The 23,213-nt window shown below is 72.8% G+C and carries 22 protein-coding genes and 3 tRNA genes; 14 read left to right on the top strand and 11 right to left on the bottom strand.

Going from position 1 to position 23,213, the window contains the following annotated elements:
* Nucleotides 1-189: 189 nt before the first annotated feature.
* From AB0J57_RS11960 to AB0J57_RS11950, 3 genes are all read right to left on the bottom strand, one after another.
* A complete protein-coding gene (locus AB0J57_RS11960) occupies nucleotides 190-1,158 on the bottom strand; it encodes a DUF5926 family protein (protein WP_366127929.1) in 969 nt (322 codons plus the stop codon).
* A gap of 408 nt (nucleotides 1,159-1,566) precedes the next feature.
* Entirely contained in the window at nucleotides 1,567-2,187 is a 621-nt protein-coding gene (locus tag AB0J57_RS11955; RefSeq protein WP_366127928.1) for an ATP-binding protein, read from the bottom strand.
* A gap of 53 nt (nucleotides 2,188-2,240) precedes the next feature.
* Nucleotides 2,241-3,074 (bottom strand): glycerophosphodiester phosphodiesterase, encoded by an 834-nt coding sequence (locus AB0J57_RS11950; RefSeq protein ID WP_366127927.1) that lies wholly within the window; start codon nucleotides 3,072-3,074, stop codon nucleotides 2,241-2,243.
* A 143-nt stretch (nucleotides 3,075-3,217) separates the two neighbouring features.
* Between AB0J57_RS11950 and AB0J57_RS11945 the strand changes: the two genes are divergently transcribed.
* From AB0J57_RS11945 to AB0J57_RS11935, 3 genes are all read left to right on the top strand, one after another.
* On the top strand, nucleotides 3,218-4,663 hold the full coding sequence (locus AB0J57_RS11945; protein ID WP_366127926.1) for a trypsin-like peptidase domain-containing protein: 1,446 nt from the start codon (nucleotides 3,218-3,220) through the stop codon (nucleotides 4,661-4,663).
* A gap of 79 nt (nucleotides 4,664-4,742) precedes the next feature.
* Nucleotides 4,743-4,967, top strand: coding sequence for a hypothetical protein (locus tag AB0J57_RS11940; RefSeq protein ID WP_366127925.1), 225 nt, complete (start codon nucleotides 4,743-4,745; stop codon nucleotides 4,965-4,967).
* 67 nt (nucleotides 4,968-5,034) lie between these two features.
* A tRNA-Ser gene (locus tag AB0J57_RS11935) sits at nucleotides 5,035-5,119 on the top strand.
* 123 nt (nucleotides 5,120-5,242) lie between these two features.
* Here the strand turns inward: AB0J57_RS11935 and AB0J57_RS11930 are convergent.
* Nucleotides 5,243-5,710, bottom strand: coding sequence for a hypothetical protein (locus AB0J57_RS11930; protein WP_366127924.1), 468 nt, complete (start codon nucleotides 5,708-5,710; stop codon nucleotides 5,243-5,245).
* Between the two features lie 216 nt (nucleotides 5,711-5,926).
* On the opposite strand from AB0J57_RS11930, the gene AB0J57_RS11925 reads away from it, so the two are divergent.
* Nucleotides 5,927-6,061 carry a hypothetical protein gene (locus AB0J57_RS11925; RefSeq protein ID WP_366127923.1) on the top strand — a complete coding sequence of 45 codons (135 nt, stop codon included), beginning with the start codon at nucleotides 5,927-5,929 and terminating at the stop codon, nucleotides 6,059-6,061.
* A gap of 137 nt (nucleotides 6,062-6,198) precedes the next feature.
* Here AB0J57_RS11925 and AB0J57_RS11920 read toward each other — a convergent pair whose 3' ends face one another.
* Nucleotides 6,199-6,504 (bottom strand): transcriptional regulator, encoded by a 306-nt coding sequence (locus AB0J57_RS11920; RefSeq protein WP_366127922.1) that lies wholly within the window; start codon nucleotides 6,502-6,504, stop codon nucleotides 6,199-6,201.
* Nucleotides 6,501-6,998 (bottom strand): hypothetical protein, encoded by a 498-nt coding sequence (locus tag AB0J57_RS11915; protein WP_366127921.1) that lies wholly within the window; start codon nucleotides 6,996-6,998, stop codon nucleotides 6,501-6,503. The genes AB0J57_RS11920 and AB0J57_RS11915 overlap by 4 nt, the downstream gene beginning before the upstream one ends.
* 401 nt (nucleotides 6,999-7,399) lie before the next feature.
* Here AB0J57_RS11915 and AB0J57_RS11910 point away from each other — a divergent pair, with 401 nt between their 5' ends.
* Nucleotides 7,400-8,032, top strand: a complete 633-nt coding sequence (locus AB0J57_RS11910; protein ID WP_366128499.1) for a LysE family transporter — start codon at nucleotides 7,400-7,402, stop codon at nucleotides 8,030-8,032.
* Here AB0J57_RS11910 and AB0J57_RS11905 read toward each other — a convergent pair.
* Complete coding sequence (locus AB0J57_RS11905; protein ID WP_366127920.1) at nucleotides 8,016-8,864, bottom strand: bifunctional DNA primase/polymerase; 849 nt, start codon at nucleotides 8,862-8,864, stop codon at nucleotides 8,016-8,018. The two genes, AB0J57_RS11910 and AB0J57_RS11905, sit on opposite strands and share 17 nt — an antisense overlap.
* 343 nt (nucleotides 8,865-9,207) lie before the next feature.
* Between AB0J57_RS11905 and AB0J57_RS11900 the strand changes: the two genes are divergently transcribed.
* From AB0J57_RS11900 to AB0J57_RS11875, 6 genes are all read left to right on the top strand, one after another.
* Entirely contained in the window at nucleotides 9,208-9,510 is a 303-nt protein-coding gene (locus tag AB0J57_RS11900) for a hypothetical protein (RefSeq protein ID WP_366127919.1), read from the top strand.
* Nucleotides 9,511-9,642: 132 nt separating this feature from the next.
* Complete coding sequence (locus tag AB0J57_RS11895; RefSeq protein WP_366127918.1) at nucleotides 9,643-10,572, top strand: bifunctional MaoC family dehydratase N-terminal/OB-fold nucleic acid binding domain-containing protein; 930 nt, start codon at nucleotides 9,643-9,645, stop codon at nucleotides 10,570-10,572.
* Nucleotides 10,569-10,964, top strand: coding sequence for a MaoC family dehydratase (locus tag AB0J57_RS11890; protein ID WP_366127917.1), 396 nt, complete (start codon nucleotides 10,569-10,571; stop codon nucleotides 10,962-10,964). The genes AB0J57_RS11895 and AB0J57_RS11890 overlap by 4 nt, the downstream gene beginning before the upstream one ends.
* Nucleotides 10,961-12,136 carry a lipid-transfer protein gene (locus AB0J57_RS11885; protein ID WP_366127916.1) on the top strand — a complete coding sequence of 392 codons (1,176 nt, stop codon included), beginning with the start codon at nucleotides 10,961-10,963 and terminating at the stop codon, nucleotides 12,134-12,136. Before AB0J57_RS11890 ends, AB0J57_RS11885 begins: the two co-directional genes overlap by 4 nt.
* Nucleotides 12,137-12,262: 126 nt before the next feature.
* Nucleotides 12,263-12,817 carry a SigE family RNA polymerase sigma factor gene (locus AB0J57_RS11880; RefSeq protein ID WP_366127915.1) on the top strand — a complete coding sequence of 185 codons (555 nt, stop codon included), beginning with the start codon at nucleotides 12,263-12,265 and terminating at the stop codon, nucleotides 12,815-12,817.
* A gap of 100 nt (nucleotides 12,818-12,917) precedes the next feature.
* Complete coding sequence (locus AB0J57_RS11875; protein ID WP_366127913.1) at nucleotides 12,918-14,567, top strand: long-chain fatty acid--CoA ligase; 1,650 nt, start codon at nucleotides 12,918-12,920, stop codon at nucleotides 14,565-14,567.
* A gap of 57 nt (nucleotides 14,568-14,624) precedes the next feature.
* On the opposite strand, the gene AB0J57_RS11870 is transcribed toward AB0J57_RS11875, so the two are convergent.
* Together AB0J57_RS11870 and AB0J57_RS11865 are read right to left on the bottom strand one after the other, a co-directional pair.
* Entirely contained in the window at nucleotides 14,625-18,257 is a 3,633-nt protein-coding gene (locus tag AB0J57_RS11870; RefSeq protein WP_366127912.1) for a PAS domain-containing protein, read from the bottom strand.
* Nucleotides 18,258-18,344: 87 nt separating this feature from the next.
* A complete protein-coding gene (locus tag AB0J57_RS11865; protein WP_366127911.1) occupies nucleotides 18,345-18,794 on the bottom strand; it encodes an SSI family serine proteinase inhibitor in 450 nt (149 codons plus the stop codon).
* 221 nt (nucleotides 18,795-19,015) lie between these two features.
* Here AB0J57_RS11865 and AB0J57_RS11860 point away from each other — a divergent pair.
* Both AB0J57_RS11860 and AB0J57_RS11855 read left to right on the top strand, forming a co-directional pair.
* Nucleotides 19,016-19,106, top strand: a tRNA-Ser gene (locus tag AB0J57_RS11860).
* A gap of 182 nt (nucleotides 19,107-19,288) precedes the next feature.
* Nucleotides 19,289-19,361, top strand: a tRNA-Arg gene (locus AB0J57_RS11855).
* A 55-nt stretch (nucleotides 19,362-19,416) separates the two neighbouring features.
* Here the strand turns inward: AB0J57_RS11855 and AB0J57_RS11850 are convergent.
* The gene (locus tag AB0J57_RS11850; protein ID WP_366127910.1) at nucleotides 19,417-20,085 is read right to left on the bottom strand and encodes an HNH endonuclease family protein; all 669 of its coding nucleotides are present in this window, start codon (nucleotides 20,083-20,085) and stop codon (nucleotides 19,417-19,419) included.
* Nucleotides 20,086-20,203: 118 nt separating this feature from the next.
* On the opposite strand from AB0J57_RS11850, the gene AB0J57_RS11845 reads away from it, so the two are divergent.
* On the top strand, nucleotides 20,204-21,067 hold the full coding sequence (locus AB0J57_RS11845; RefSeq protein ID WP_366127909.1) for a DUF2797 domain-containing protein: 864 nt from the start codon (nucleotides 20,204-20,206) through the stop codon (nucleotides 21,065-21,067).
* Between the two features lie 9 nt (nucleotides 21,068-21,076).
* Here the strand turns inward: AB0J57_RS11845 and AB0J57_RS11840 are convergent, their stop codons facing one another.
* Nucleotides 21,077-23,059, bottom strand: a complete 1,983-nt coding sequence (locus AB0J57_RS11840) for a WD40 repeat domain-containing protein (RefSeq protein ID WP_366127908.1) — start codon at nucleotides 23,057-23,059, stop codon at nucleotides 21,077-21,079.
* Nucleotides 23,060-23,213 lie beyond the last annotated feature (154 nt).

Below are 23,213 nucleotides of genomic sequence, written 5' to 3'. Positions count from 1 at the left end.
GCGACGGGGGATGCACCAGCGACCGGGCTCCAAGCACCGTAACAAGAGATCGGCTGTTCGCAAATTCGATCTCAGTTATTCGGACAGGGATTTACCCGCGGGTACCGGCCGTTGTGGCGGAAGTCACCGAACGGTCCGGATGTGTATCAGTTCCGTTTCTGATAAATGGAACAACGCACAGGCCAGGGCTCAGCTCAGGGTCACCTGGCGGTTGGTGAGCCCGCCGCGGGCCCTCCGCTCCTCCGCCGTCAGCGGCGCGTCGGCGGCGAGCGCGCCCGCGAGCCGCTCGGCGAACTCGGCGGCCGGCTGCTCGCACTCCTTCGCGCCCATCCCGGTCGGCAGGTCCCACACCGGGACCATCAGGCCGTGCGCCCGGAACGAGCCGACCAGCCGGGTGCCCTCGCCGAGCGACGACGCCCCGGCGGCGTGCAGCCGGGCCAGCGCGTCGAGGAGCTGCTCCTCCGGGTGCGGCATGACCCAGCGCAGGTGGTTCTTCTCGGGCGTCTCGCACCAGTACGCGGCGTCCACGCCGGACAGCTTGACGGTCGGGATCGCGGCGGCGTTGGCCCGCTCCAGGGAGGCGGCCACCTCCGGCGACGCGCTCTGCTCGGAGTCCGGCACCCAGAACTCGAAGCCCGAGTGGACGACCGGCTCGAAAGCGGCGTCCGTGTCCAGCAGGTCCTGGAGGCGCGGCCCGTCCGCCGGAACCCGCTGGGCACCCACGGGCGTACCCGGCTGCGCGGTCAGCGCGCGCTGGAGGGTGTCGGCGAGGTCCCGGCTGAGGTCGCCGGAGGAGGTGTCGTTCTGGAGCGCGAGCAGGACGGAGCCGTCGTCGCGGCGCAGCGCGGGCCACGCCATGGGCAGGACGGTCGCGAGCGTCACGGAGGGCACGCCCTCGGGCAGCCCGCCCTTCAGCGTCAGCGCGGCGGTCGCGGCGGGGACCAGCTCGCGCAGGGCCACCCAGTCGCACTCGCCGGGCAGGCCCTCGAACGGCCGCTGGACCAGCTCGGTCACCGCGTGCGCGGCGGCCCGGCCGTGGCAGGCCTTGTAGCGGCGGCCCGAACCGCAGGGGCAGGGCTCGCGGGCCCCGACGACCGGGATCTCTCCACTGGTTGTCTGCGGCTTCCCGGCCTTGGTCTGGGGACGCTTCTTGCCCATGGTCTGACTTCTCCCGTAACGGCGGTGCGGCACTGCTGTGTCGGCCGCGAGCCTAGCCGCCCGAAGCCCCTGCCCGGGCTACCCGCATGCCGGGGCGGGCGGTGGGGTGTTGGCTGGGCGCCCGCCCGGACCGGTCGCCGCGCCCGCACGGCCGCCCCCGTGCCCGCCCGGACCGACACCGCGCCCGCGCCCGGACCGGTGCTCACGTCCCGGGGGTCGCCACGCCCGCGCCCGGACCGGCGAACCGCGCCCGTGCCCGGACCGGTGCTCACGTCCCGGGGGTCGCCACGCCCGCGCCCGGACCGGCGAACCGCGCCCGTGCCCGGACCGGCGCTCATGTCCCGGGGGTCGCCACGCCCGCGCCCGGACCGGTGCCCACCTCTGGGCGGAGTCACCTCACGCGGCGGGTCAGTCGACGTCCTCGTACGCGTCGTACGTCCCGTACGCGTCCAGGAAGTCGAAGCCCGGAGCGGTGACGCGCGTAGCGAAGTCGTCGCGCCGGTGGCCTCCCGTGAGGACCACCCAGACCGTCACCTCGCCGGACGCGCTGTCGCGTACGCCCCAGTCCTGGGCGAGCGCGCTGATGATGTTCAGCCCCCGGCCGCCACGTGCGGTGACCGAAGGCGTGGCCGGAACCGGACGGGTCGGACCACCCCCGTCCGTCACCTCGACGGTCAGGGCGCCGTGTTTGTCGACGCGCCAGGCGGCGCGGATGTCACCGTCGCCGACCTCCACCCCACGGCCCAGCGGCCGGCCGTGCCGGCAGGAATTGCTGAGCAGTTCGGAAAGGACCAGTACGGCATCGTCGACGACCGATTCGGCCATACCGCTGCGGCGGAGCTGCTCCCGCATGCGGTGCCTCGCCTCACCCACGCCCGCAGGGCCATGGGGTACGGCCATGCTCGACGACGTGGGCACCTCCTGTGCCACCACCAACGCCACCCCCGAGACCTCCTTTGCCCCACGCCACGGTGTGAATGCCCCAATGGACTGGACCGGAAACCGGCCAATCGATGTGTGGTGACGCACTCGACACGGTCGGCCACGGAGCGAACGCGCCGGAGCACTCCGTGTAACGGGTGTTAAAGGCGGCCCAGTTGGGACAGGACCTGTTTGGGGCGGTTGGTGATGATTGCCTCCACTCCGAGGCGGGCGCACAGCTCGACGTCCTCCGGCTCGTTCACCGTCCAGACGTGGACACGGTGCCCGGCCCGGTGGAGGCGGGCGATGTAGGCGGGGTTGTTGCGGACGATCCGGATGGACGGCCCGGCGATCCGGGACCCGGCGGGCAGCCGACCGTCGCGCACGCGCGGGGTGACGAACTGCATCAGGTACACGGTGGGGACGGCGGGCGCCGCGGCGGCGACCCGGTGCAGCGAACGGGCGGAGAAGCTCATGATCCGTACGGGAGTGGTGGTGCCGGTCCGCGGCCGGGTCAGCCCGAACCGGTCCAGCAGCTCCACCAGCCGCGCCTCCACCTGGCCGGCCCAGCGGGTGGGATGCTTGGTCTCGATGGCCAGTTCGATGCGCCGGCCGGCGTCGGCCACGAGCGCGAGCAGCCGTTCCAGGGTGAGTACGGAGGTGTACTCGGGGTCGCCCCAGTCGGGGCTCTCGCTCGCGTCCTTCCAGGCGCCGAAGTCGAGCTGCGCCAGATCGGCCAGCTCCAGCGCGGAGACGGCGCCGCGCCCGTTGGAGGTGCGGTTGACACGGCGGTCGTGGACGCAGACGAGGTGGCCGTCGGCGGTGAGCCGTACATCGCATTCGAGGGCGTCGGCGCCGTCCTCGATCGCCTTCATGTACGCGGCCAGGGTGTGCTCGGGCGCGTCCTCGGAGGCGCCTCGGTGGGCGACGACCTGGATCGTGTGCTGGCGTGCGTGGGTCACCGCGACATGGTGCCACCGCTGTTCGGCCCTCATCGACAGGCGTCTGATTTGTCGGAAATAAAGGATGGTCCGAAGACGCACAGGTCCGGCTTACAGTGGCCTGACGGCCTGTGGGAAAAGCTGACTGTCAGCACCCTGATGACGTGGAACGACGTGGAACCCGAGGAGAACGAGCTGTGAGCACTGAGAACGAGGGCAACGCGGTCCCGTCCGCCCCCTCCGCCCCGTCCACACCTCCTGTGCCGCCCTCTTCGTCCGCGCCGGCGGAGGACGCCCACGCATCGGCGGCACACCCGACCCCCGAACCGCCCCGGACGCCCCCCGCGCCCCCGGCCGCACCGCCGACAGCACCTCCCGCCATGCCCCAGGCCGCGCCGCCTGCTGCGGGGCCCGCCGTGGGGTCCGCCGTGGGGTCCGCCGGGGGGTGGCCGCCGCCGGCTGCTCCTCCGGCATGGGGCGCACCCGTCCCACCGGCCGGTGAGCCGCTGCGCAAACGTTCCGGTGGTGGGCTGGTCGCCGCCGTCCTGGCCGCCGCGCTGGTCGCGGGCGGCGTCGGCGGCGGCATCGGCTACTGGGCGGCCGAGCGCAACGACGGCTCGACCAGCTCGACGACCGTCGCGACAGGCGAGGCGCCGGCCGGCTTCAAGCGGGAGCCGGGCACGATCGCCGCCGTGGCGAACAAGGCCCTGCCGAGCGTCGTCACCATCGAGGCCAAGTCGGGCGGCTCGGCCGGCGAGGGCGGCACGGGCACCGGGTTCGTGTACGACAAGGAAGGCCACATCCTCACCAACAACCACGTGGTGGAGTCCGCGGCGGAAGGCGGCACCCTCTCCGCGACCTTCTCCAACGGCAAGAAGTACGACGCCGAGGTCATCGGCCGCGCCCAGGGCTACGACGTCGCCGTACTGAAGCTCAAGAACGCCCCGTCCGGCCTCGCCCCGCTCCCGCTGGGCAACTCGGACCGGGTGGCGGTCGGCGACTCGACGATCGCGATCGGCGCGCCGTTCGGCCTGTCCAACACCGTCACCACCGGCATCATCAGCGCCAAGAACCGCCCGGTCGCTTCCGGTGACGGCAGCGGCGCCGGCCGGAACTCGTACATGAGCGCCCTCCAGACCGACGCCTCGATCAACCCGGGCAACTCCGGTGGCCCGCTCCTCGACGCACGCGGCGCGGTGATCGGCATCAACTCCGCCATCCAGTCGGCGGGCAGCGGCGGCCTCGGCCAGTCGCAGGCGGGCTCCATCGGCCTCGGCTTCGCCATCCCGGTCAACCAGGCCAGGAGCGTCGCCGACCAACTGATCAAGACGGGCCAGCCGGTCTACCCGGTGATCGGCGCCACGGTGAACATGACCGAGGAGGGCGAGGGCGCCCGCATCGCCGACCAGGGCGAGGGTGGCACCCCGGCGGTCGTCCCGAACGGCCCCGCCGCCAAGGCGGGCCTCAAGCCCGGGGACGTGATCACCAAGTTCGGTGACCGGACGATCGACAGCGGCCCGACCCTGATCAGCGAGATCTGGACCCACAAGCCCGGCGACAAGGTCACGCTCACCTACGAGCGGGGCGGCAAGGCATCGACGGTCGACGTCACCCTGGGCCAGCGCAAGGGCGACAGCGACTGACGCGCGACTGACGCGTACGACGTCACCCGTACCCGCCTCCCGGCGTGCCCGGAGCCGGGTACGGGCCCACAGTGGGTCCATGACCGCCACACCGCCGCCCGTGACCGTGTCCCCGCCGAACCCCTCCGGCGGCCGAACCGTACACGCCGACGGAAAGACCCTCGGCCTCGCCCACAGCATCGCCGACCTCGTCGACCTGCTCAGCACGGTGGGCCTGGAACTGGGCCCGGACGAAGCGGCCACCACCCACCTGATCCACTGGCAGGGCGGCGGCCCCGCGGTCTGGGCCGAGTCACCCCCCTGACCCCGCTCCGCCGCCCTCCCCCACCCGGTAGTCTGTAGCCGCCCCACTCCAGGCGACACGGGGCAAGGGTGGGTTGCCCGAGCGGCCTAAGGGAACGGTCTTGAAAACCGTCGTGGCGCGAGTCACCGTGGGTTCAAATCCCACACCCACCGCGCAGCAGGTCAGCGTCCGTGCTGGTCGACACACAAGGGGTGCCCCGATCACAGGGCACCCCTTGGTTGTGGGCGGCCTGGACCGGGCGCCTTGGTATGCCGGGCGGGCGGCCGCAAGTGAGCTCAGGCGCTTTCGCGCCACCACCATCCCGGGGTTCGTCGTCGCTGGTCCCAGACGCGTGCCTGACGGTCGGCCGCCGACAGCAGGTGATCGGCCGAGACGATCGCTGCCGCGACATGCAGAGCGCGGACACCATGGGATATGTCTGTCTCGTGTAGATCGACATAGGTCTGGGCGTGCTCTGTGTAGTTGTCGACGTCCTTGGACAGCCGGCGGTGCACGGACTGCTTCGAGACGCCGTAGAAGCCGGCGAGAGCGTCCCACGGAACGCCGCCCTGCCTGTGCACCGCGCAGTTCAGCCGTTCCAGGGACGAGATCTCGCCCCGGATCGAGGGCCAGAGACTTGGGCTGTTGGCCGTTCCTGATGTGGGGTCGGCGAGGTTGCCGAAGGTGGCTGCCAGGTTCAACGCCGCTGCGGAACGGGCCACGAGCAGGTTGCGCATGCGCTCTTCGAAGGGCGAGGCGGTCATAGCAGCACTGTGCCGGAGCGACGTCAGCATTTTGCTGACTTCGGCAGAACTGCCCGGTCGCCACGCTGATGACATGAAGAAGCCCCCTGCTGCAACAGGGGGCAGGGTTCGATCACGTCTGGAGACACGATGAACGACCACCACGCTACCTCGTGCGAGTGCTCCCCCCGGCTCCGTACGCGTGCGGCAGCCACCCGTCTGCTGGAACAAGAGGTGATGGCAGTGGGCCCCGTGTCGGCAGCAGCCGCCCTGTGCGTCGTCGGGGGCGCGCAAGACTTCGCGCCGACCGCTGTACGGCTGATCCTCATGACGATCCTGGTACTGGTCGTCCTCGGAGTTCAGCACCCCTGAGTGCTCGCTCCCCGGTTCGGGAAGTCCCGGTCCGTGGCTACGCGCAGGCGCCACCTCAACCGTTGGGTAGGGGTGGCGCCTTACTGTGCACGGCCTTGTCCTGCTCGTCCTTCGAGTGCCCCGTTCACCGGGCGGCGCTACGGCCCCACGATGGCCCGCAGGGCGGCCAGGTGGGCGTGGTAGGCGTCGCGGCCGGGGGTGGTGAGGCGGAGCCAGACGCGTTGGCGGGTGTCGCGTACCGCCTTGCGCTGTTCGACGTAGCCGGCGTCGACCAGGACGGTGACGTGTTTGCTCAGGACCGAGGCGGAGACGTCGAGTTGGCGTTGGACCGTGGCGAACTCGGCCTCGCCGGCGGTGTCGAGGAGGGCGCAGATGCGCAGCCGGTTGGGGGCGTGGATGGTGGTGTCGAAGCCCGCCATGGGGTCGGGGGCGGAGTCGCTCATGAGGCCTTCCGGTGGAGGCGGACGAAGACGAGGTGGAAGGCGACCGACACCGCCGCGCCGATGGTGGAGGCGGCGAACAGCCACAGCGGCTCGCCGGTGGCGCGGAAGACGAAGGCCGAGCCGAGCAGCACGGCGGGAAGGCCGGTCGCGAGAGGCAGGGTGACGCGCTTGGGGAGCACGTCGAAGCGGAGGGCTACGCCCGTCTTCTTGCGCCAGTTGGAGGCCGCGAACGCGTACAGCGTCATGTACGCCGCTGTCATCACTATGAGGATGATGCCCCAGGTGGCGCGCGGCAGCAGCCATTCCCGATCGGTCAGCGTGCCCCCGTACACCGGCGGTATGGCGGCGGTGTAGAGCGTGAGCGCGGTGGCGAACCAGCGCGGCCAGGGGGTGGCGGACAGGGCGGCGGTGGAGGCCCGGACCTGCTCGGTGTCGGCCAGTGCGGCGAGGGCCTGCTGCGCGGTCGGGCGGATGACGTCCCCGTTGGTTTCCATGTTGGAAACTGTAGGTGGTGAGTTTCCGTTGTGGCAAGTGAAGGTTTTCCGAGGTGGAAAGCGGCATCGGTCGTTAGAGTCGCGGCATGGGGGATTTCGCGAGTCAGGGCCGGACCGTGCTGTGCAAGTCGTGCCACCGGCCGCTCCGTCAGAACCGTCGCTGGTTTCCGCGGCAGTACTGCAACCGCTGGCACAAGGTGAGGCACCGGGTGGCGAGCTTCGTCGGCAGCGTGCTGGACAGCGCCTAGCGGGGTAAATGCGTTGCCGGGTTGGTCGGGGCGGCGCCAGCATCGGGGCATGACCTCTCGTAGCCATCGCCCGTCGCCGTCCGCCGCCGTACGTCCGGTGTGCGGGCGACAGCAGTACGGGCGGCCCTGGCGGGAGCCGGCTTCCGCGCGCTCGTGATCGCCGCGCTGGTCGCGGGGGCGCTCGCCGGGTACGGGATCGCCATACCGGTGGGGGCCGTCGGGGCGTATCTGGTGGCGCTCACCGCCCGGACCGGCCTGAGGGTCGGGGCGTGCGCCGCGCTCGGGGTGGCGACCGCCGACGGGCTGTACGCGCTGGTCGCCGCCGTCGGCGGCTCCGCGCTCGGGCCGGTCCTCGAACCGGTCATGGTGCCGCTGCGGTGGGCGTCGGCCGTGGTGCTGGTGGCGCTGGCCGCGCGCGGTGGCGTGGTGGCCGTACGGCAGTACCGGCGGCGGCAGGCGGCGGCGCGGGACGACGAGGCGCCGGTCGGGGCCCTGCGGGCGTACCTGGGGCTCCTCGGGATCACCCTGCTGAACCCCATGACCGTGATCTACTTCGCGGCGCTCGTGATTGGCAGCCGTGGCGCCGGTGACGCGGGCGGTCCGGCGCAGGCCGTGTTCGTGCTCGCCGCTTTCCTCGCGTCCGCGAGCTGGCAGTTGCTGCTGGCCTGCGGCGGCGCGCTGCTCGGCAGGGTGCTCACGGGCGGCCGTGGGCGGCTCGTCACCGCCCTGCTCTCCAGCGCCCTGATCATCGCGCTCGCCGGCCACCTGCTCATCGCGGCACCGTGAGGCGGGCCGCCGAGGCGATGGTGGCCCGCGCCTCGTGGGCGGTGAGGCCGGTGCGTACGGCGGCGTCGGTGAGGGCGTCCGCGAGGGCGTCGCCGATGCCGTTCTCGTACGCCCGGCAAGCCGCCCAGAACAGCCGGGTGTTGCGCTGTCCCTCGTGGGCGGCGAGCACGAAGCGGACCAGCCCCTCGCCGCGCGGCGGGTTGGCGGGGGCCCGCCTGGTGGTGGTCGGGGCCGGGGGTGCCAGGAGGCGGAGGAGGGCCGGCGGGCAGGGGGCCGGAGCCAGGGCCGCCGTGCCGGGGGCCAGGCGGTAGGCGCCACGGGCCGTGACCGAGCCGGGGCCGACCAGGTAGCCGCCGGCGCCCCGGACGTCGATGCCGGGGGCGAGGCGCCCGGCGGAGTTCGGGACGATCACGTCGGGCGGGCCGGTCAGCCACAGGTGGTGCCCGCCGCTGGGCGTGAGGACGGTGACCGTGGCCGGGACGGTGAACCCCCGCTCCCGGGCGAGGCGTTGGAGGACGGCCGGCTCGGTGTCGAGGTCGACGCCGATCAGGTGGTGCGGCGGGCGCCCGCAGGCGATGCCGTAGCCGGTCGCCCAGGGCGCGAGGGCGAACAGGGCGCGTACGGCGGCGGGGTCGGCCGTCGCGTCGTGGACGCCGTGCCCGGGCAGGCCGCACTCGCCCCGGCAGGGGACCGGTCCGGGGGCGCCGCGGTGCGGGGACGGCAGGGCGGGGAGCTTGGTCGGCGACAGGGGGATGACGGGCAGCCCCCGCTCGGCGGCGGACAGGGCGTGGGCCAGGGCCAGGGTGGCGGAGCGCCGGTCTGTAGCGGCCATGACTCCATGCTCGTACGTTCGTTCGAATAAGGGAAGGGGGAGGGGAGGCGGGGAGGGTGGGGGAAAGATTGGCTGAAAATGCGCCGGAACGATTCCCCTCTTGGGTGCGGCGGCCTTGGGTGGCGCTCCGGCGGCCTGCCACGCCCTGAGCTGCGGTTTTGGGTGAGCGGAGGATGTTTATCGACTTGTCCTCACGCTTGCGGGGGAAATGGGTGCTCCGGGCTGGTTCGCCGGGGATTCGGTGGGCAACTCTTGAACCGCGACGTCGAGAACTCGCCCAGGGCGGTCGGCCAACTGCCTGGGAACAAGCCGTACTTCCGCACGTGGCTCTTGGAGGACTTACATGGCAAGCATCCGTACCGCTCGCGTCATCGCCGCTGTCGCCGCACTGCCCCTCGCCGTCGGGCTCTTCGCGGGTGTGGCCCACGCCGACACCGGTGGTCTCGCGAGCGGCGGATCGAACGCGTCCGCCGCCTCGATCAGCGGCAGCGGGGTCGGTGGTCAGAACGCGGGCAACTCCACGACCGGTCAGCAGGTCGCCAACGGCGGCGGCTCCAACCAGAGCAACACCACGAGTGCGAACGGCCCCGGCTTCACGGCCGTGGGTCAGAGCACCCCCACGGTGACCTTCACCAACCTCTGGTAGGCCGGCCCGCAGGGGGCATGGGGACGAGGTGAAGGGCGGCCTGTGCGGCGGTACTCCGGTACCGGCGTACAGGCCGTCCGTCGTCCCTGCCGTCTTGACAGCGGCTCGATATCTGACGGACAGTCAGAAACTGTGACTGACGACCTGTACGAGCGGCTGAAGGCGTACGAAGGACGGCCCGCCACCACCGCCGGCGTCGGCAAGGACCCCGTCAACGCGCCCATGATCAGGCACTGGTGCGAGGCGATGGGCGACACCAACCCCGCGTACACCGGGCCCGACGCCATCGCCCCGCCCACCATGCTCCAGGTGTGGACCATGGGCGGCCTGTCCGGGCACACGGGTCACACCGGCCGTTCGGACGCGTACGACGAGCTGCTCGCGCTCCTCGACGGCGCCGGCTGTACCTCGGTGGTCGCGACCGACTGTGAGCAGGAGTACGTCCGCGACCTGCGCCCCGGCGACACCGTCACCTTCGACGCGGTTATCGAGTCCGTGTCCGGGCGCAAGACCACCAAGCTGGGGACCGGGCACTTCGTCACCACGCGGACGGACGTACGGGTGGACGGCCGGCTCGTGGGTACGCACCGCTTCCGCATCCTCAAGTACGCGCCCGCCAAGCCCCGCCGCAAGCATCAGCGGCCCCGGCCCGTGATCAACCGGGACAACGCCGGGTTCTGGGACGGCGTCGCCGCGCACGAACTGCTGATCCAGCGGTGCACCGGCTGCGGCACGCTCCGCTTCCCGTGGCTGCCGGGGTGCAACGCGTGCGGGTCGGGCGCGTGGGACACGGTCGCGGCGAGCGGCGAGGGGACGGTCTACTCGTACGTCGTCATGCACCACCCGCCCTTCCCGGCCTTCGACCCTCCCTACGCGGTCGGGCTCATCGAGCTGGCGGAGGGTGTCCGCGTGATCAGCAACATCACCGGCGTCCCGTACGACAAGGTGCGCATCGGCATGCCGGTCCGGCTGGAGTTCCTGCGCGTCGACGAGGACCTGGAACTGCCCGTCTTCCGAGGGGTGCCAGGGGTACCAGGGATACGAGGGGGAGAGGCCGGATGAAGCCCGGGGACGAACTGCCGCCGCTGAGCGTCCCGGTCACCCGCACGCTGATCGTCGCGGGCGCCATCGCCTCCCGCGACTACCAGGACGTGCACCACGACGCGGAGCTCGCCAAGGAGAAGGGCTCCCCCGACATCTTCATGAACATCCTGACGACGAACGGTCTCGTCGGCCGGTACGTCACCGACCACTTCGGCCCCCGCGCCCGCCTCCGCAAGGTCGCCATCCGGCTCGGCGCGCCCAATCACCCCGGCGACACGATGACGCTGACCGGCACGGTGACCGACGTGGACGACGGATCCGGCACGGTCACCGTCCGGATCGTCGGCGCGAACCGGCTGGGCAACCACGTCACCGGCACGGTGACCGTCATGGGGGTGGTGGGATCGTGAGCGTACGCGGGGCCGACACGCTCGGCGGGCGGGCGGCCATCGTCGGGATCGGCGCGACCGAGTTCTCCAAGGACTCCGGGCGCAGTGAGCTGAAGCTGGCCGTCGAGGCCGTGCACGCCGCCCTCGACGACGCCGGGCTCACCCCCGCCGACGTGGACGGCCTGGTCACCTTCACCATGGACACCAGCCCCGAGATCACCGTCGCCCAGGCGGCCGGCATCGGTGAGCTGTCCTTCTTCTCCCGCATCCATTACGGCGGAGGCGCCGCCTGCGCCACCGTCCAGCAGGCCGCCCTCGCCGTCGCCACGGGCGTCGCGGAGGTCGTCGTCTGCTACCGCGCCTTCAACGAACGCTCCGGCCGCCGCTTCGGCGCCGGCGTCCAGCACCGCGAGCCCACCGCCGAAGGCGCCGCGCTCGGCTGGCAGCTCCCGTTCGGGCTGCTCACCCCGGCCTCCTGGGTCGCGATGGCCGCCCAGCGCTACCTGCACACGTACGGTCTGACCCCCGACGTTTTCGGCCACGTCGCCGTCACCGACCGCCGCCACGCGGCCACGAACCCCGCCGCGTACTTCTACGGCAGGCCCATCACCCTCGCCGACCACGCCGCCTCCCGCTGGATCGCCGAGCCCCTGCGGCTCCTCGACTGCTGCCAGGAGACCGACGGCGGCCAGGCGCTCGTCGTCACCACCGCCGAGCGCGCCCGCGACCTGCGCCACCCGCCCGCCGTGGTCGTCGCCGCCGCACAAGGAGCCGGGCGGGCGCAGGAGGCGATGACCGGCTTCTACCGCCACGACCTCACCGGCCTGCCCGAGATGGGCGTCGTCGCCCGGCAGCTCTGGCGCACCTCGGGCCTCCGCCCCGCCGACATCGCCGTCGGCATCCTCTACGACCACTTCACGCCCTTCGTGCTGATGCAGTTGGAGGAGTTCGGGTTCTGCGCCCCCGGCGAGGCCGCCGACTACGTCGCCGCCGGCACCCTGCCCCTCAACACCCATGGCGGCCAGCTCGGCGAGGCGTACCTGCACGGCATGAACGGCATCGCGGAAGCCGTCCGCCAACTGCGCGGCACCTCCGTGAACCAGGTGCCCGGCGCGGCCACGGCCCTGGTCACCGCCGGAACCGGCGTACCCACCTCCGGCCTGATCCTGGGCGCCCCGGACACCGGACCCTGACCCGCCGCACCCGGCACCTCCACCCACAGGAGGTGCGGTGGGCCGCGCCCCTACAACCTGAGGCGGACCCGGGTTCGGCACCTGTGGGCGATCCCCAAGGGCCGCGCCCGCTCATAGCGTGTACCTATGACCGCGACCGCCGGCACCGTCTGCACCGGGGCCTCCACAGCCGCCACCGGACACGCCTCCTACCCGTCGTTCTCGTCGTACGTACGGACCCGGGGACCGGTGCTGCTGCGCACCGCCCGGTCGCTGACCGCCAACCCGTGCGACGCCGAGGACCTGCTCCAGACCGCCCTCGCCAAGACGTACGTCGCCTGGGGGCGCATCGAGGACCACCGCGCGCTCGACGGCTACGTGCGCCGCGCGCTGCTGAACACCCGCACCTCGCAGTGGCGCAAGCGCCGGGTCGACGAGTTCGCGTGCGACGAGCTGCCCGAACCCCTCGGGCTGCCCGAACCCGACCCGGCCGAGCAGCAGGCGCTGCGCGACGCGATGTGGCGCGCGGTGATGAAGCTGCCCGACCGCCAGCGGGCCATGGTGGTGCTCCGGTACTACGAGGACCTCAGCGAAGCCCAGACGGCGGAGGTCCTCGGGGTCTCCGTCGGCACCGTCAAGAGCGCCGTCTCCCGGGCGCTCGGCAAGCTCCGCGAGGACCCGGAGCTGTCCCCCGTACGGTGATCGGCCCGTCCCGATCTACTCCCGGGTAGTGACATACCGCGTGGTATGTGCGCAGAATCTGCACACCCAACTGCCACGTAGCGCCCAACGGGAGGACGCCGTGCTGAGCACCATGCAGGACGTACCACTGACTGTGACCCGCATCCTCCACCACGGGATGACGATTCACGGGACATCGCAGATCACCACCTGGACCGGCGACGCCGACGCCCCGCACCGCCGCAGCTTCGCGGAGGCCGGCGCACGGGCCACCCAGCTCGCGAACGCCCTGCGCGACGAACTCGGCGTCACCGGTGACGACCGGGTCGCCACGCTCATGTGGAACAACGCCGAGCACGTCGAGGCGTACCTGGCGATCCCCTCCATGGGCGCCGTCCTCCACACCCTCAACCTCCGGCTGCCCCCTGAGCAGCTCATCTGGATCGTCAACCACGCCGCCGACCGGGTCGTCCTCGTCAACGGCAGCCTCCTCCCGCTCCTCGCCCCGCTCCTCCCGCACCTGCCGACCATCGAGCACATCGTGGTCTCCGGCCCCGGCGACCGCTCGCTCCTCGACGGCGCCGCGCCCGCCGTCCACGAGTACGAGGAGCTCATCGCCGGCCGCCCCACCACCTACGACTGGCCCGAGCTGGACGAACGCTCCGCCGCCGCCATGTGCTACACCTCCGGCACCACCGGCGACCCCAAGGGCGTCGTCTACTCCCACCGCTCCATCTACCTGCACTCGATGCAGGTGAACATGGCCCAGTCGATGGGCCTGACCGACAAGGACACGACCCTGGTGGTCGTGCCCCAGTTCCACGTGAACGCGTGGGGTCTGCCCCACGCCACCTTCATGACCGGCGTCAACATGCTGATGCCGGACCGCTTCCTCCAGCCCGCCCCGCTCGCCGAGATGATCGAGCGCGAGAGGCCCACGCACGCGGCGGCCGTCCCCACCATCTGGCAGGGCCTCCTCGCCGAGGTCACCGCCAACCCCCGGGACATCTCGTCCATGGCCACCGTCACCATCGGCGGCGCCGCCTGCCCGCCGTCCCTGATGGAGGCGTACGACAAGCTCGGCGTCCGCCTCTGCCACGCCTGGGGCATGACGGAGACGTCGCCGCTCGGCACCATGTCCAACCCGCCCGCCGGCCTCACGGCCGAGGAGGAGTGGCCGTACCGCATCACCCAGGGCCGCTTCCCCGCCGGCGTCGAGGCCCGCCTCGCCGGGCCCGGCGGCGACATCCTGCCCTGGGACGGCGAGTCGGCCGGCGAGCTGGAGGTCCGCGGCCCGTGGATCGCGGGCGCCTACTACGGCGGCGTGACCGGTGAACCGCTGCGGCCCGAGGACAAGTTCACGGCGGACGGCTGGCTCAAGACCGGCGACGTCGGAGTGATCAGCCCGGACGGATACCTCACCCTGACCGACCGGGCGAAGGACGTCATCAAGTCGGGCGGCGAGTGGATCTCCTCGGTGGAGCTCGAAAACGCCCTCATGGCCCACCCCGAGGTCACGGAGGCGGCGGTCGTCGCCGTCCCGGACGACAAGTGGGGCGAACGGCCCCTGGCGACGGTGGTCCTCAAGGAGGGCGCCACGGTGGACTACGAGGCGCTGCGTGCCTTCCTCGGCGAGTCGATCGCGAAGTGGCAGCTCCCCGAGCGCTGGGCGACCGTCCCGGCGGTGCCGAAGACGAGCGTGGGGAAGTTCGACAAGAAGGTGATCCGCAAGCAGTACGCGAACGGGGAGCTGGACGTCACGCGGCTCTGACGGCTGCGAAGAGGGGCGCCCCCACGCGGGGGCGCCCCTCTTGCGTCCCGCGTACCGTCAGTTCGTACCGATCTTCGCCAGCAGGTCCACGATCCGCGACTGCACCTCGGCGCTCGTCGACCGCTCCGCCAGGAACAGCACCGTCTCGCCCGACGACAGTTGAGGCAGCTCCGCCTGCTGGAGGCTCGCCGAGGTGTAGACGACGAGCGGCGTACGGTTGAGCTGCCCGTTCGCCCGCAGCCAGTCGATGATCCCGGCCCGGCGGCGGCGCACCTGCATCAGGTCCATCACCACCAGGTTCGGCCGCATCTGCGCGGCCAGCGTGACCGCCTCGCTGTCCGTGGCCGCCCGCGCCACCTGCATCCCGCGCCGCTCCAGCGTCGCCGTCAGCGCGAGCGCGATCTCCTCCTGCTCCTCGATGAGCAGGACCCGCGACGGGTGCTGCTCGCTGTCCCGAGGCGCCAGCGCCTTGAGCAGTACGGCCGGATCGGCGCCGTACGCCGCCTCCCGCGTCGCCTGGCCCAGGCCCGCCGCCAGCAGCACCGGCACCTCGGCCGCCACCGCCGCCTGGCGCAGCGACTGGAGCGCCGTGCGCGTGATCGGCCCGGTCAGCGGGTCGACGAACAGGGCCGCCGGGAACGCGGCGATCTGGGCGTCCACCTCCTCGCGGGAGTGCACGATGACCGGCCGGTACCCGCGCTCGCTGAGCGCCGCCTGCGTGGAGACGTCCGGGGCGGGCCACACCAGCAGCCGGCGCGGGTTGTCGAGCGGCTCGGGCGGCAGCTCGTCGTCGACGGGCAGCGGCGGCGGCTCGTTGGCCACCTCCACGGCTCCGCCCGGCCCGTCCAGCGGCTCCGGGCCCTCGGCCGCGTCCTCGTCCGGTGCTCCTATTTCGTACGCCCGCCCCTCGGCCGGGGCGGACAGCCGCTGCGGCGGTGGCGTGGGCGTCCCCGGGGCCGGTGTCGCGGGCTGCGGCTGGACCGGGGGCTGCGGGTGCGGCCGGGCACTCTGCTCGGGCGTGGCGGCCGGCCGCTCGCCCTCCGCCGGGGGCGTGGCGAGCTTGCGGCGGCGCCCGGAGCCTGAGGACTGCTGCTGCTGGGCGACCTGCTGGGCGAACGGCACGCCCTGGCCCAGGGTGCGCACGCTGAACGACCGCCCCTGACCGTTGGAGGCCCCGGCGTCGCCCGACGGCACCTCCGGCGGGAGCGGTACGGAACCGGTGCCGCTGCCGGTCCCGGCGGTCGTCTCCTGGGCGGCCCGCCGACGGCCCGTGGGCGCGGGTGCCGGGGCGGGCGCCGGAGCCGGCTGCACCGGGTGCGGCTGCGGCGGAGTGTGGTCGGCGCCCGGCTCGGTGCGTACCGCGTCGTGGCGGCCCTCGTCGTGGGGGCGCTCCTCGGGGCGCCGGTCCGCCGCGGCGGGTGGGAGCGCGAACGCGGTGCGGGCACCGCCCTCGGGCGCCTGAGCGGGCGTGGGCGCCGGTGCCGTCCGGTCCTGGGCCGCCCCGAGCGCCCGGCGGGCCCGCCGCCCGGCCTGCTCGGCGGCCGGAGCGGGAACGGAAGCGGGAGCAGGAGAAGGAGCGGGAGCGGGAGCCGGAGCAGGAATGGCAGCCGAAGCCGGAGCCGGAGCCGGAGCGGAAGCCGTGGCCGCGGGAAGCGCCGGCATGGCGCCCTCGCCGCCGCGCCGCGCCCGGCGCCCGGCAGCCGGAACCGGCACCGCGTCCGCGGGCACGCCCTGCGGCGGCACCGTCTCACCGAGCGCCGCACGGCCCTGCGCGCTCTCGGCAGCCGTCACGACCGCCCCTTCGGCCGGCGCCCCGGCCACGCCTGCCTCCGCCGGGCTCGGCCGCCCGCGCCGCCGCCCGGTCGGCTTCGCGGCCACCGGGTCCTCGGCCTGTACGGGGCTCTCCAGGAACGCCTCAGTCGAAGCGCGCCGCGCCCGCCGCCGCCCGCCGCCGGACGTCCCGCCCCCGGAGGTTTCACCGGACGCCTGCGCAGGCACGACCGCAACCGACGCCTCCGGAGCAACCGACGCCTCCGGAGCCACCGGCGCCTCCGCTACCGGCTTCACCGTCCCGGCGCCCTCGCCCAGCGGCACCTCCAGCACGTAGGCGCTGCCGGGCATCCCCGGCACCTCGTGCGTCTGGAGCACACCGGCGTGCGCCCGTACGATCCCGCGCACGATCGGCTCGTGCACCGGGTCGCCACCGGCGTACGGGCCGCGCACCTCGATCCGTACGACGTCGCCGCGCTGCGCCGCCGCGACGACGATCGTCGAGTCGACGTACCCGCCGCCCGGCACCAGCCGGGCCTTGCCGGTGGAGTCGACCCCGGCGACGTCCGCGATCAGGTGCGCGAGCGCCGTCGAGATCCGTACGCCGTCGACCTCCGCCTCTATCGGCGGGGCGTGCACGGCGAACTGCACCCGCCCGGGCCCGATGAGTTCCACCGCGCCCTCGACACCGGCCGCGACGACCGCGTCGAGCAGCACCTTCTCCTTGCGGAGCGCTTCGTCCCCCACATCCAGCCGCTGGTAGCCCAGCACGTTGTCGACGAGCGTCGTCATCCGGGCGTACCCGGCGGCCAGATGGTGCAGCACCTGGTTCGCCTCGGGCCAGAGCTGACCGGCCGGGTCGGCGGCCAGCGTGCCCAGCTCGCGGCGCAGCTCCTCCAGCGGCCCGCGCAGCGAGTCGCCCAGCACGGCCGTCAACTGGGCGTGCCGTGCCGCCAGCGCCGCGTACCGCTCCTCGCGCTGCTCGATCTCGACGGAGAGCCGCTCGCTGAGGTCGGCCATCTCGGTGGCGTGCCGCTCGGTCAGCTCGGTGACCTCGTCGGCGTGGAGCGTCCTGAGCTCCGTGACCTCGGCCGTGTGCCGGGTCTCCTGCTCCTCGTAGGGGCGCCGGTCGGTGAACGTCATCACCGCACCGACCAACTGCTCCCCGTCCCGTACCGGCGCCGTCGTCAGGTCGACCGGTACGGGGGAACCGTCCTTGGCCCACACCACCTGCCCGCGCACCCGGTGCTTGCGCCCGGACCGCAGGGTGTCGGCCAGCGGCGACTCCTCGAACGGGAACGGCTCCCCGTCCGCCCGGGAGTGCAGCATCAGCCCGTGCAGTTCCTTGCCGCCCAGGTCGCTGGCCCGCCAGCCCAGTATCTGGGCGGCGGCCGGGTTGACGAGGACGATCCGCCCGTCGGTGTCCGTGCCGACGACGCCCTCGGAGGCGGCGCGCAGGATCATCTCGGTCTGCCGCTGGGAGCGGGCCAGCTCGGCCTCGGTGTCGATCGTCCCGGACAGGTCGCGCACCACGAGCATCAGCAGCTCGTCACCGGTATAGGCACTGCCGTACGAGTCGTACGCCTCGCGCCCGTCCTCCAGGCTCGCGCTGGTCACCTCGACCGGGAACTCGCTGCCGTCCGTACGCCGCGCGATCATCCGGGCCGGCTTGGTCCGGCCGCGCTCGTCGGCGGCCTCGGGCCGGCGCATCGAGCCCGGGATGAGCCGGGAGTCGAACGCGGGCAGCAGATCGAGCAGCCCGCGCCCGACCAGCGCCGTACCGGGCGCCTCGAACATCTCGAGGGCGATGGTGTTGGCGTTGACGACCGTGCCGTTGCAGTTGACGAGTACGAGCCCGTCCGGCAGCGCGTCGAGTATGGCTGCGAGGCGAGCAGCGCCTCGGGATGGCCTGCTGCTCACGACGACGCTTCCTCCCACTCGGCCTGTCACTGGAGGGAGTCTAAAGGCAGGTGATGTGGGCCCGACGGCGGTTGTGTGCGGGTTCCTCTACGACCGGGCCATCGGCAGCACCGGCTTCAGGGCGTCCCACCTGGCGATCTCGCAGCCGTCGGTCCGCCTGAAGTGGGCGTCGACGTCCTGGCCCTGCCAGGTCCCGGTGATGTGCGCGGTGGCGTCCCCGCCGTGCTGCTGGGTGCACATCTGGCCCTTGGCGACGGGCGCGAACGGGTCCCTGCCTTCCTGGGCCAGCTCCTCGAGCCGGTCGCACGCACCCTGCACCTTCGGGTGGTTCCCCTCGGCGGTCCGCAGCCCGCACTTGAGCTCGAAGGTGCCGTCCGCCATCGGGTTGCCCGAGTTCTTCACGGTGATGGTCAGCGAGTCGGTCCCGGCCAGCAGCGGCAACGGCAGGGGCCCGCCCCCGCCCGCGACGGCGGCGGGCGCGGCGGCACCGAGCGCGGCGAGGGACGCGGCGGAGGTGAGGACGAGGCGACGCAGCATACGAACTCCTGGGGGTACGGATCCGTCGGGATGCCCGGCATCCCTCACCCCACTAACGCTCCAGCCCCCCGCGCGTTGCGCAAGCCGACCGCCACCACCCCCACGGAACGCCTTTGCCCTGCGCCCCGCCCGCCTAGTACCGTGGGGATCGATTGGTGACACCCCCTTGGACTGTGTCATCATCTGCACGCACCACTCGCGCCTGCGCGAGTGCGCGCACTGGAGGCGTCGCCTAGTCCGGTCTATGGCGCCGCACTGCTAATGCGGTTTGGGTCTTAAAGCCCATCGAGGGTTCAAATCCCTCCGCCTCCGCCGCACCACCCGAAGCCCCGGCCCCACGGCCGGGGCTTCGGCCGTTCCTGGGTTCCCGATCTTGTCCAGCAGGCATTTGCCCAGGTCAGAGGGGGTGCGGTTAACGGATTTCGCGTGACGGCGCAGGTCATGTAATGTTGTTCCCGCAACGCCGACCGGGCAGAAAAGCCCGGGAAGCACAAGCACTCGTAGCTTAACGGATAGAGCATCTGACTACGGATCAGAAGGTTGCAGGTTCGAATCCTGCCGAGTGCACAGTGAGCCAGAGGCCCCGGACGGAAGTCCGGGGCCTCTGGCGTATGTGCGGGGCTTACGGGGCGGGCTCGTAGGTGACCGTGGTGGTGGGGCAGGCGGTGGCCAGGGTGGTGAGGGACTGGCGTTCGGTGGGGTCGAGGGATAGGGACCAGCGGAGTTTGGTGGCGGTCCATTCGGCGGCGTACTGGCAGTGGACCTCCTGGGCCGGGGGGAGCCATTCGGAGGGGTCCTGGTCGGCCTTGCTGCGGTTGGAGCGGGCCGTGACGGCGACGAGGGACGTGGGGGAGCCGAGGTCGTTGGCGTAGGCCTCGCGGCGTTTGTGGGTCCATTGGGAGGCGCCGCTGTCCCAGGCTTCGGCGAGGGGGACCATGTGGTCGATGTCGAGGAGGCCGGAGGGGGTGACCCAGGTCCGGTCGTAGTAGGACCACCAGCGGCCGCCGATCAGTTGACAGCCGGGCAGGACGCGGGGGGCTTCGGTGGCTTCGGCGAGGAGGACTTCGGCGCGGGTGTTGCAGCCGTCATCGGCTACGGCGCCGGCGTTCCAGTGGCGGAAGCTCGTGCGCTGGTAGCCGGTGCGGGACTCGGTGGCGAGGGGGAGGGAGGCGACCGCTTCGGCGAGGGGGAGGGTCTCGGCGGCCTGGGCGGCGGTGGCCGGGGTCGCGAGGGTCAGGGGCAGGGCGGCGAGTGAGGCGGCCGTGGCGGCGCGCGTCAATAGTTTGATCACACCGGTAGGGAAAGCCGCTCATCGTTCCGCCCGGATGGTGGTGGCGCCGGTGGGTGGGCCGGATGGGCTCATGTGTTCACCGCAGGAACGTTCCGCCGTCCCCCGTAACGTGGGCGGCATGGTGTGGCGGTGCAGGGGGATGCGGTGGCCGGGCGGCGGGGACGGGCCCGTGCTGGTGTGGGAGGGCGGGCGCCGCAGTGGCTTGGTGTACGGGCGCGAGATCCGGTTCCGGGTGGAGGGGGAGCGGCGGTGCGCCGGGGCGCGGGGGAACCCGTGCCCGGTGGGGGCCGTCGTGGGCGGGCGCGCCACCGGGGGGCGGTGCGCGGAGTGCGCGCGGCTGGAGCGGGTCCACTCCGTGGCGGCGGACACCGTTCCGGACGACGCGCGGGTCTTCCGGGTGTACCTCGCCTGGTTCGGCCCCGGCATGGTCAAGGTCGGCATCACGGCCGAGGAGCGCGGCGACGCGCGGCTGCGGGAGCAGGGGGCCGTCGCGTACACCTGGCTGGGGCGCGGCCCGCTGATGGCGGCGCGGCGGACCGAGGAGGTGCTCGGCACCGCGCTGGGCGTGCCCGACCGGATCCCGTACGCCGCCAAGCGCGTCGCCCGCGTGGGGCTCCCGGGCGAACCGGAGCGGGCGGCGGAGGTGGCGGCGCTGTACCGGCGGGCCGTCGGGGTGCCCGGCTGGGCGGAGACGCTGGAACGGGTGCCGCCGGCTGTCGTCGACCATGCCGGGGTCTTCGGCCTCGGCATGGTCGACGGGCTGGACGGGGTGGTGAGGGAGCTCGTCGGCGGCGGCCGCCTCGCGGGGACGCTGGTCGCCGCCGCCGGGCCCGACCTTCACCTGGTCGTGCCGGACGGGCGCCGGATCGTGCTCGACACCCGTCTGATGACGGGGTGGGCGCTGGTCGGGGGTGGGGAGGGCGACCTCCTCACGGTTCCCGTCAACGCCGTACCCCGGGGCGTGCAGGGTGGGCTCTTCTGAGCCGGGTGGCTAGTTGGTGAAGTACAGGTACTTCCAGCCGCCGTGGGTGGTGTAGTTGGCGCTGTCACCCGACGACGGGTCGATGTACGACGAGCGCACGCGGGCGCGGATGCCGGACTCGCCGGGTGCCCCGAGGGAGACCCGGGATACGCCGCTCGTGCTCAGCGCGAAGTACTCGGTGCTGCCGTACCACTGGCCGTCGTAGTACACCTGGAGCTCCAGCCGCTGCTTGCGGCCCGCGTAGTACGACATGGTCGTGGTGACCACCGGGCTCACGGACTTGCGGTAGTAGTGGTGTCCGATACCGCTGATCGTGCCGGTCTTGTAGTGCCCGGAGAGCGTCGTCGCGATCCGCACCTTGGCGTACGCGGTGGACTTCACGGTCTTCGGCGCGTACCGCGCGTCACCCGCGAAGACGGCCGTGACCGTCGTGTCGCGGGTCATGTCGACGACGACGGACAGGTTGCCGTTGGCGTCGACCGTGCCGCGCTTGAGGAGCCGCTTGGGTGCGTCGGCGCCGTACGGGTCGGTCCAGATCTCGACGACGCGGTTCTTGTACGTCGTGCCGAGCCGGGCGGTGAACTTCACGTCGGCGCCCTGGCCGTGCACGGTGCCGTTGCCGGTGAGGGTCAGGGACACCGCGGCCCGGGAGACCTGGACCTTCGTGGAGGCCGTGGCCGCGGCGTGCGTGGCGCTGCCCGCGTACGAGACCTTGTAGGTGACCGTGCCGCCGGCCGGCGGGGTGTCGGTGAACGAGAACGCGCCCGAGGCGTCGGTCTTCGCCGGAGCCAGCGCCTTGCCCGCGGGGGTCTCCACGTCGAAGCGGGTCACCGTCAGCGGCGTACCGGCCGGCAGCGCGACGGTCGCGCTGACCTTGCCCGTGACCGTGAGCGGCTTCGCCCGGGCCGCGGTGGCCGGGGCGGTCACCGTGACCGTCGGCACCGACTTGGTGGAGTCGGTGAAGGTGCGCAGCGTGTGGACGCCCTCGCTGTTGCCGGACACCGCGAACAGGCGGCTGCCCGTCGGATCCCAGGCGAGGGCCCCCTCGGCGAGGGTGTCGGCACCGCTGTGCGTACCGGTGTTGGGGAAGTCGTAACGCCGCACCGGGCTGGTGCCACCGGGCAGGAAGACGTGCAGGTCCGGGTCGTACCAGGACATCGTCCCGGCCGCGACCGTACCGTCGGCGGCGACGGCGACACCGTTCGCGTAGTGCGTGTTGGTCTCGTACGCGCCGGCCTGGGACAGGTCGGAGGTCTGCCAGACCGTGTGGGTGCCGCCCGGCGTCGCGGTGATGATCCTGCTGCCGTCCGGGGTGAACGCGGCGTCGGCGATCCGGCCGGAGGCGCCGGCCGCCGCGGTCTGGTCCGCGCGGCCCGACGTGACGTCGTAGACGCGCAGCGCGCCGCCCGACCCCTCCCGGTCCGCCGCCGCGAGCGTGCCGGGCGCGCCCGGGGCCACGGTCAGCAGCGGCGCGCTGTACCAGCCGCTCGCCTGCGCCTGGTCGAGCGTCACGACCGGCTCGGCGCCGGCCACGTCCAGCGAACCGATGTCGCCCTCGCCGGACGGTCCGTACCCGAACCACACCTTGTCGCCGGTGACCGCGAGGCTGCGCGGGTCGGTACCGGTGCCGGTGGGGAACCGTCCGGTCACGGTGACGGTGGCCGGATCGAGCGCCACGATCGCGTCGCTGCCCGGGACGGCCGCGTACAGGCGGTCCGACGCGGCGTTCAGGGCGAGCCCCTCCACGCCGGGCAGCGCGCTGACGGTCGCGAGCACGGTGCCGGAGTAGTCGGTCGCGATGATCTTGCCCTGCTGCGGGTCGCTGAGGAAGACGCGCTGGTGCGCGCCGTCCACGACCATGTCTCCCACGGAGGAGAGGGGAAGCGTCTTGGCGGAGTCGGCCGCTGCCGTACCCGCCGTGCTCGCGACCAGGGCCGCCGAGCTGAAGAGGACCGCGAGCGCCGTCGCGGTCGAGGTGCTGCGCCTGTGCACAGTGATGTGAACCCCCCAGAAGGAACCCGGTGGATGGGCCGGGCGACATGAGAAGGGCCGCACGCCGCCCCCGCGCCCCCCTGAGGCGCCGACCGCGCGACCGATGCAGCGCAGCGTAAGGCATGTCACCGACAACCCTGCCGCCGCCTCCTGG

This window comes from Streptomyces sp. NPDC049837, from assembly GCF_040674455.1.
Classification (GTDB): Bacteria; Actinomycetota; Actinomycetes; order Streptomycetales; family Streptomycetaceae; genus Streptomyces.
The sequence above is the reverse complement of the archived record's forward strand: the minus strand, read 5'-3'. Positions and strand labels throughout refer to the sequence as shown.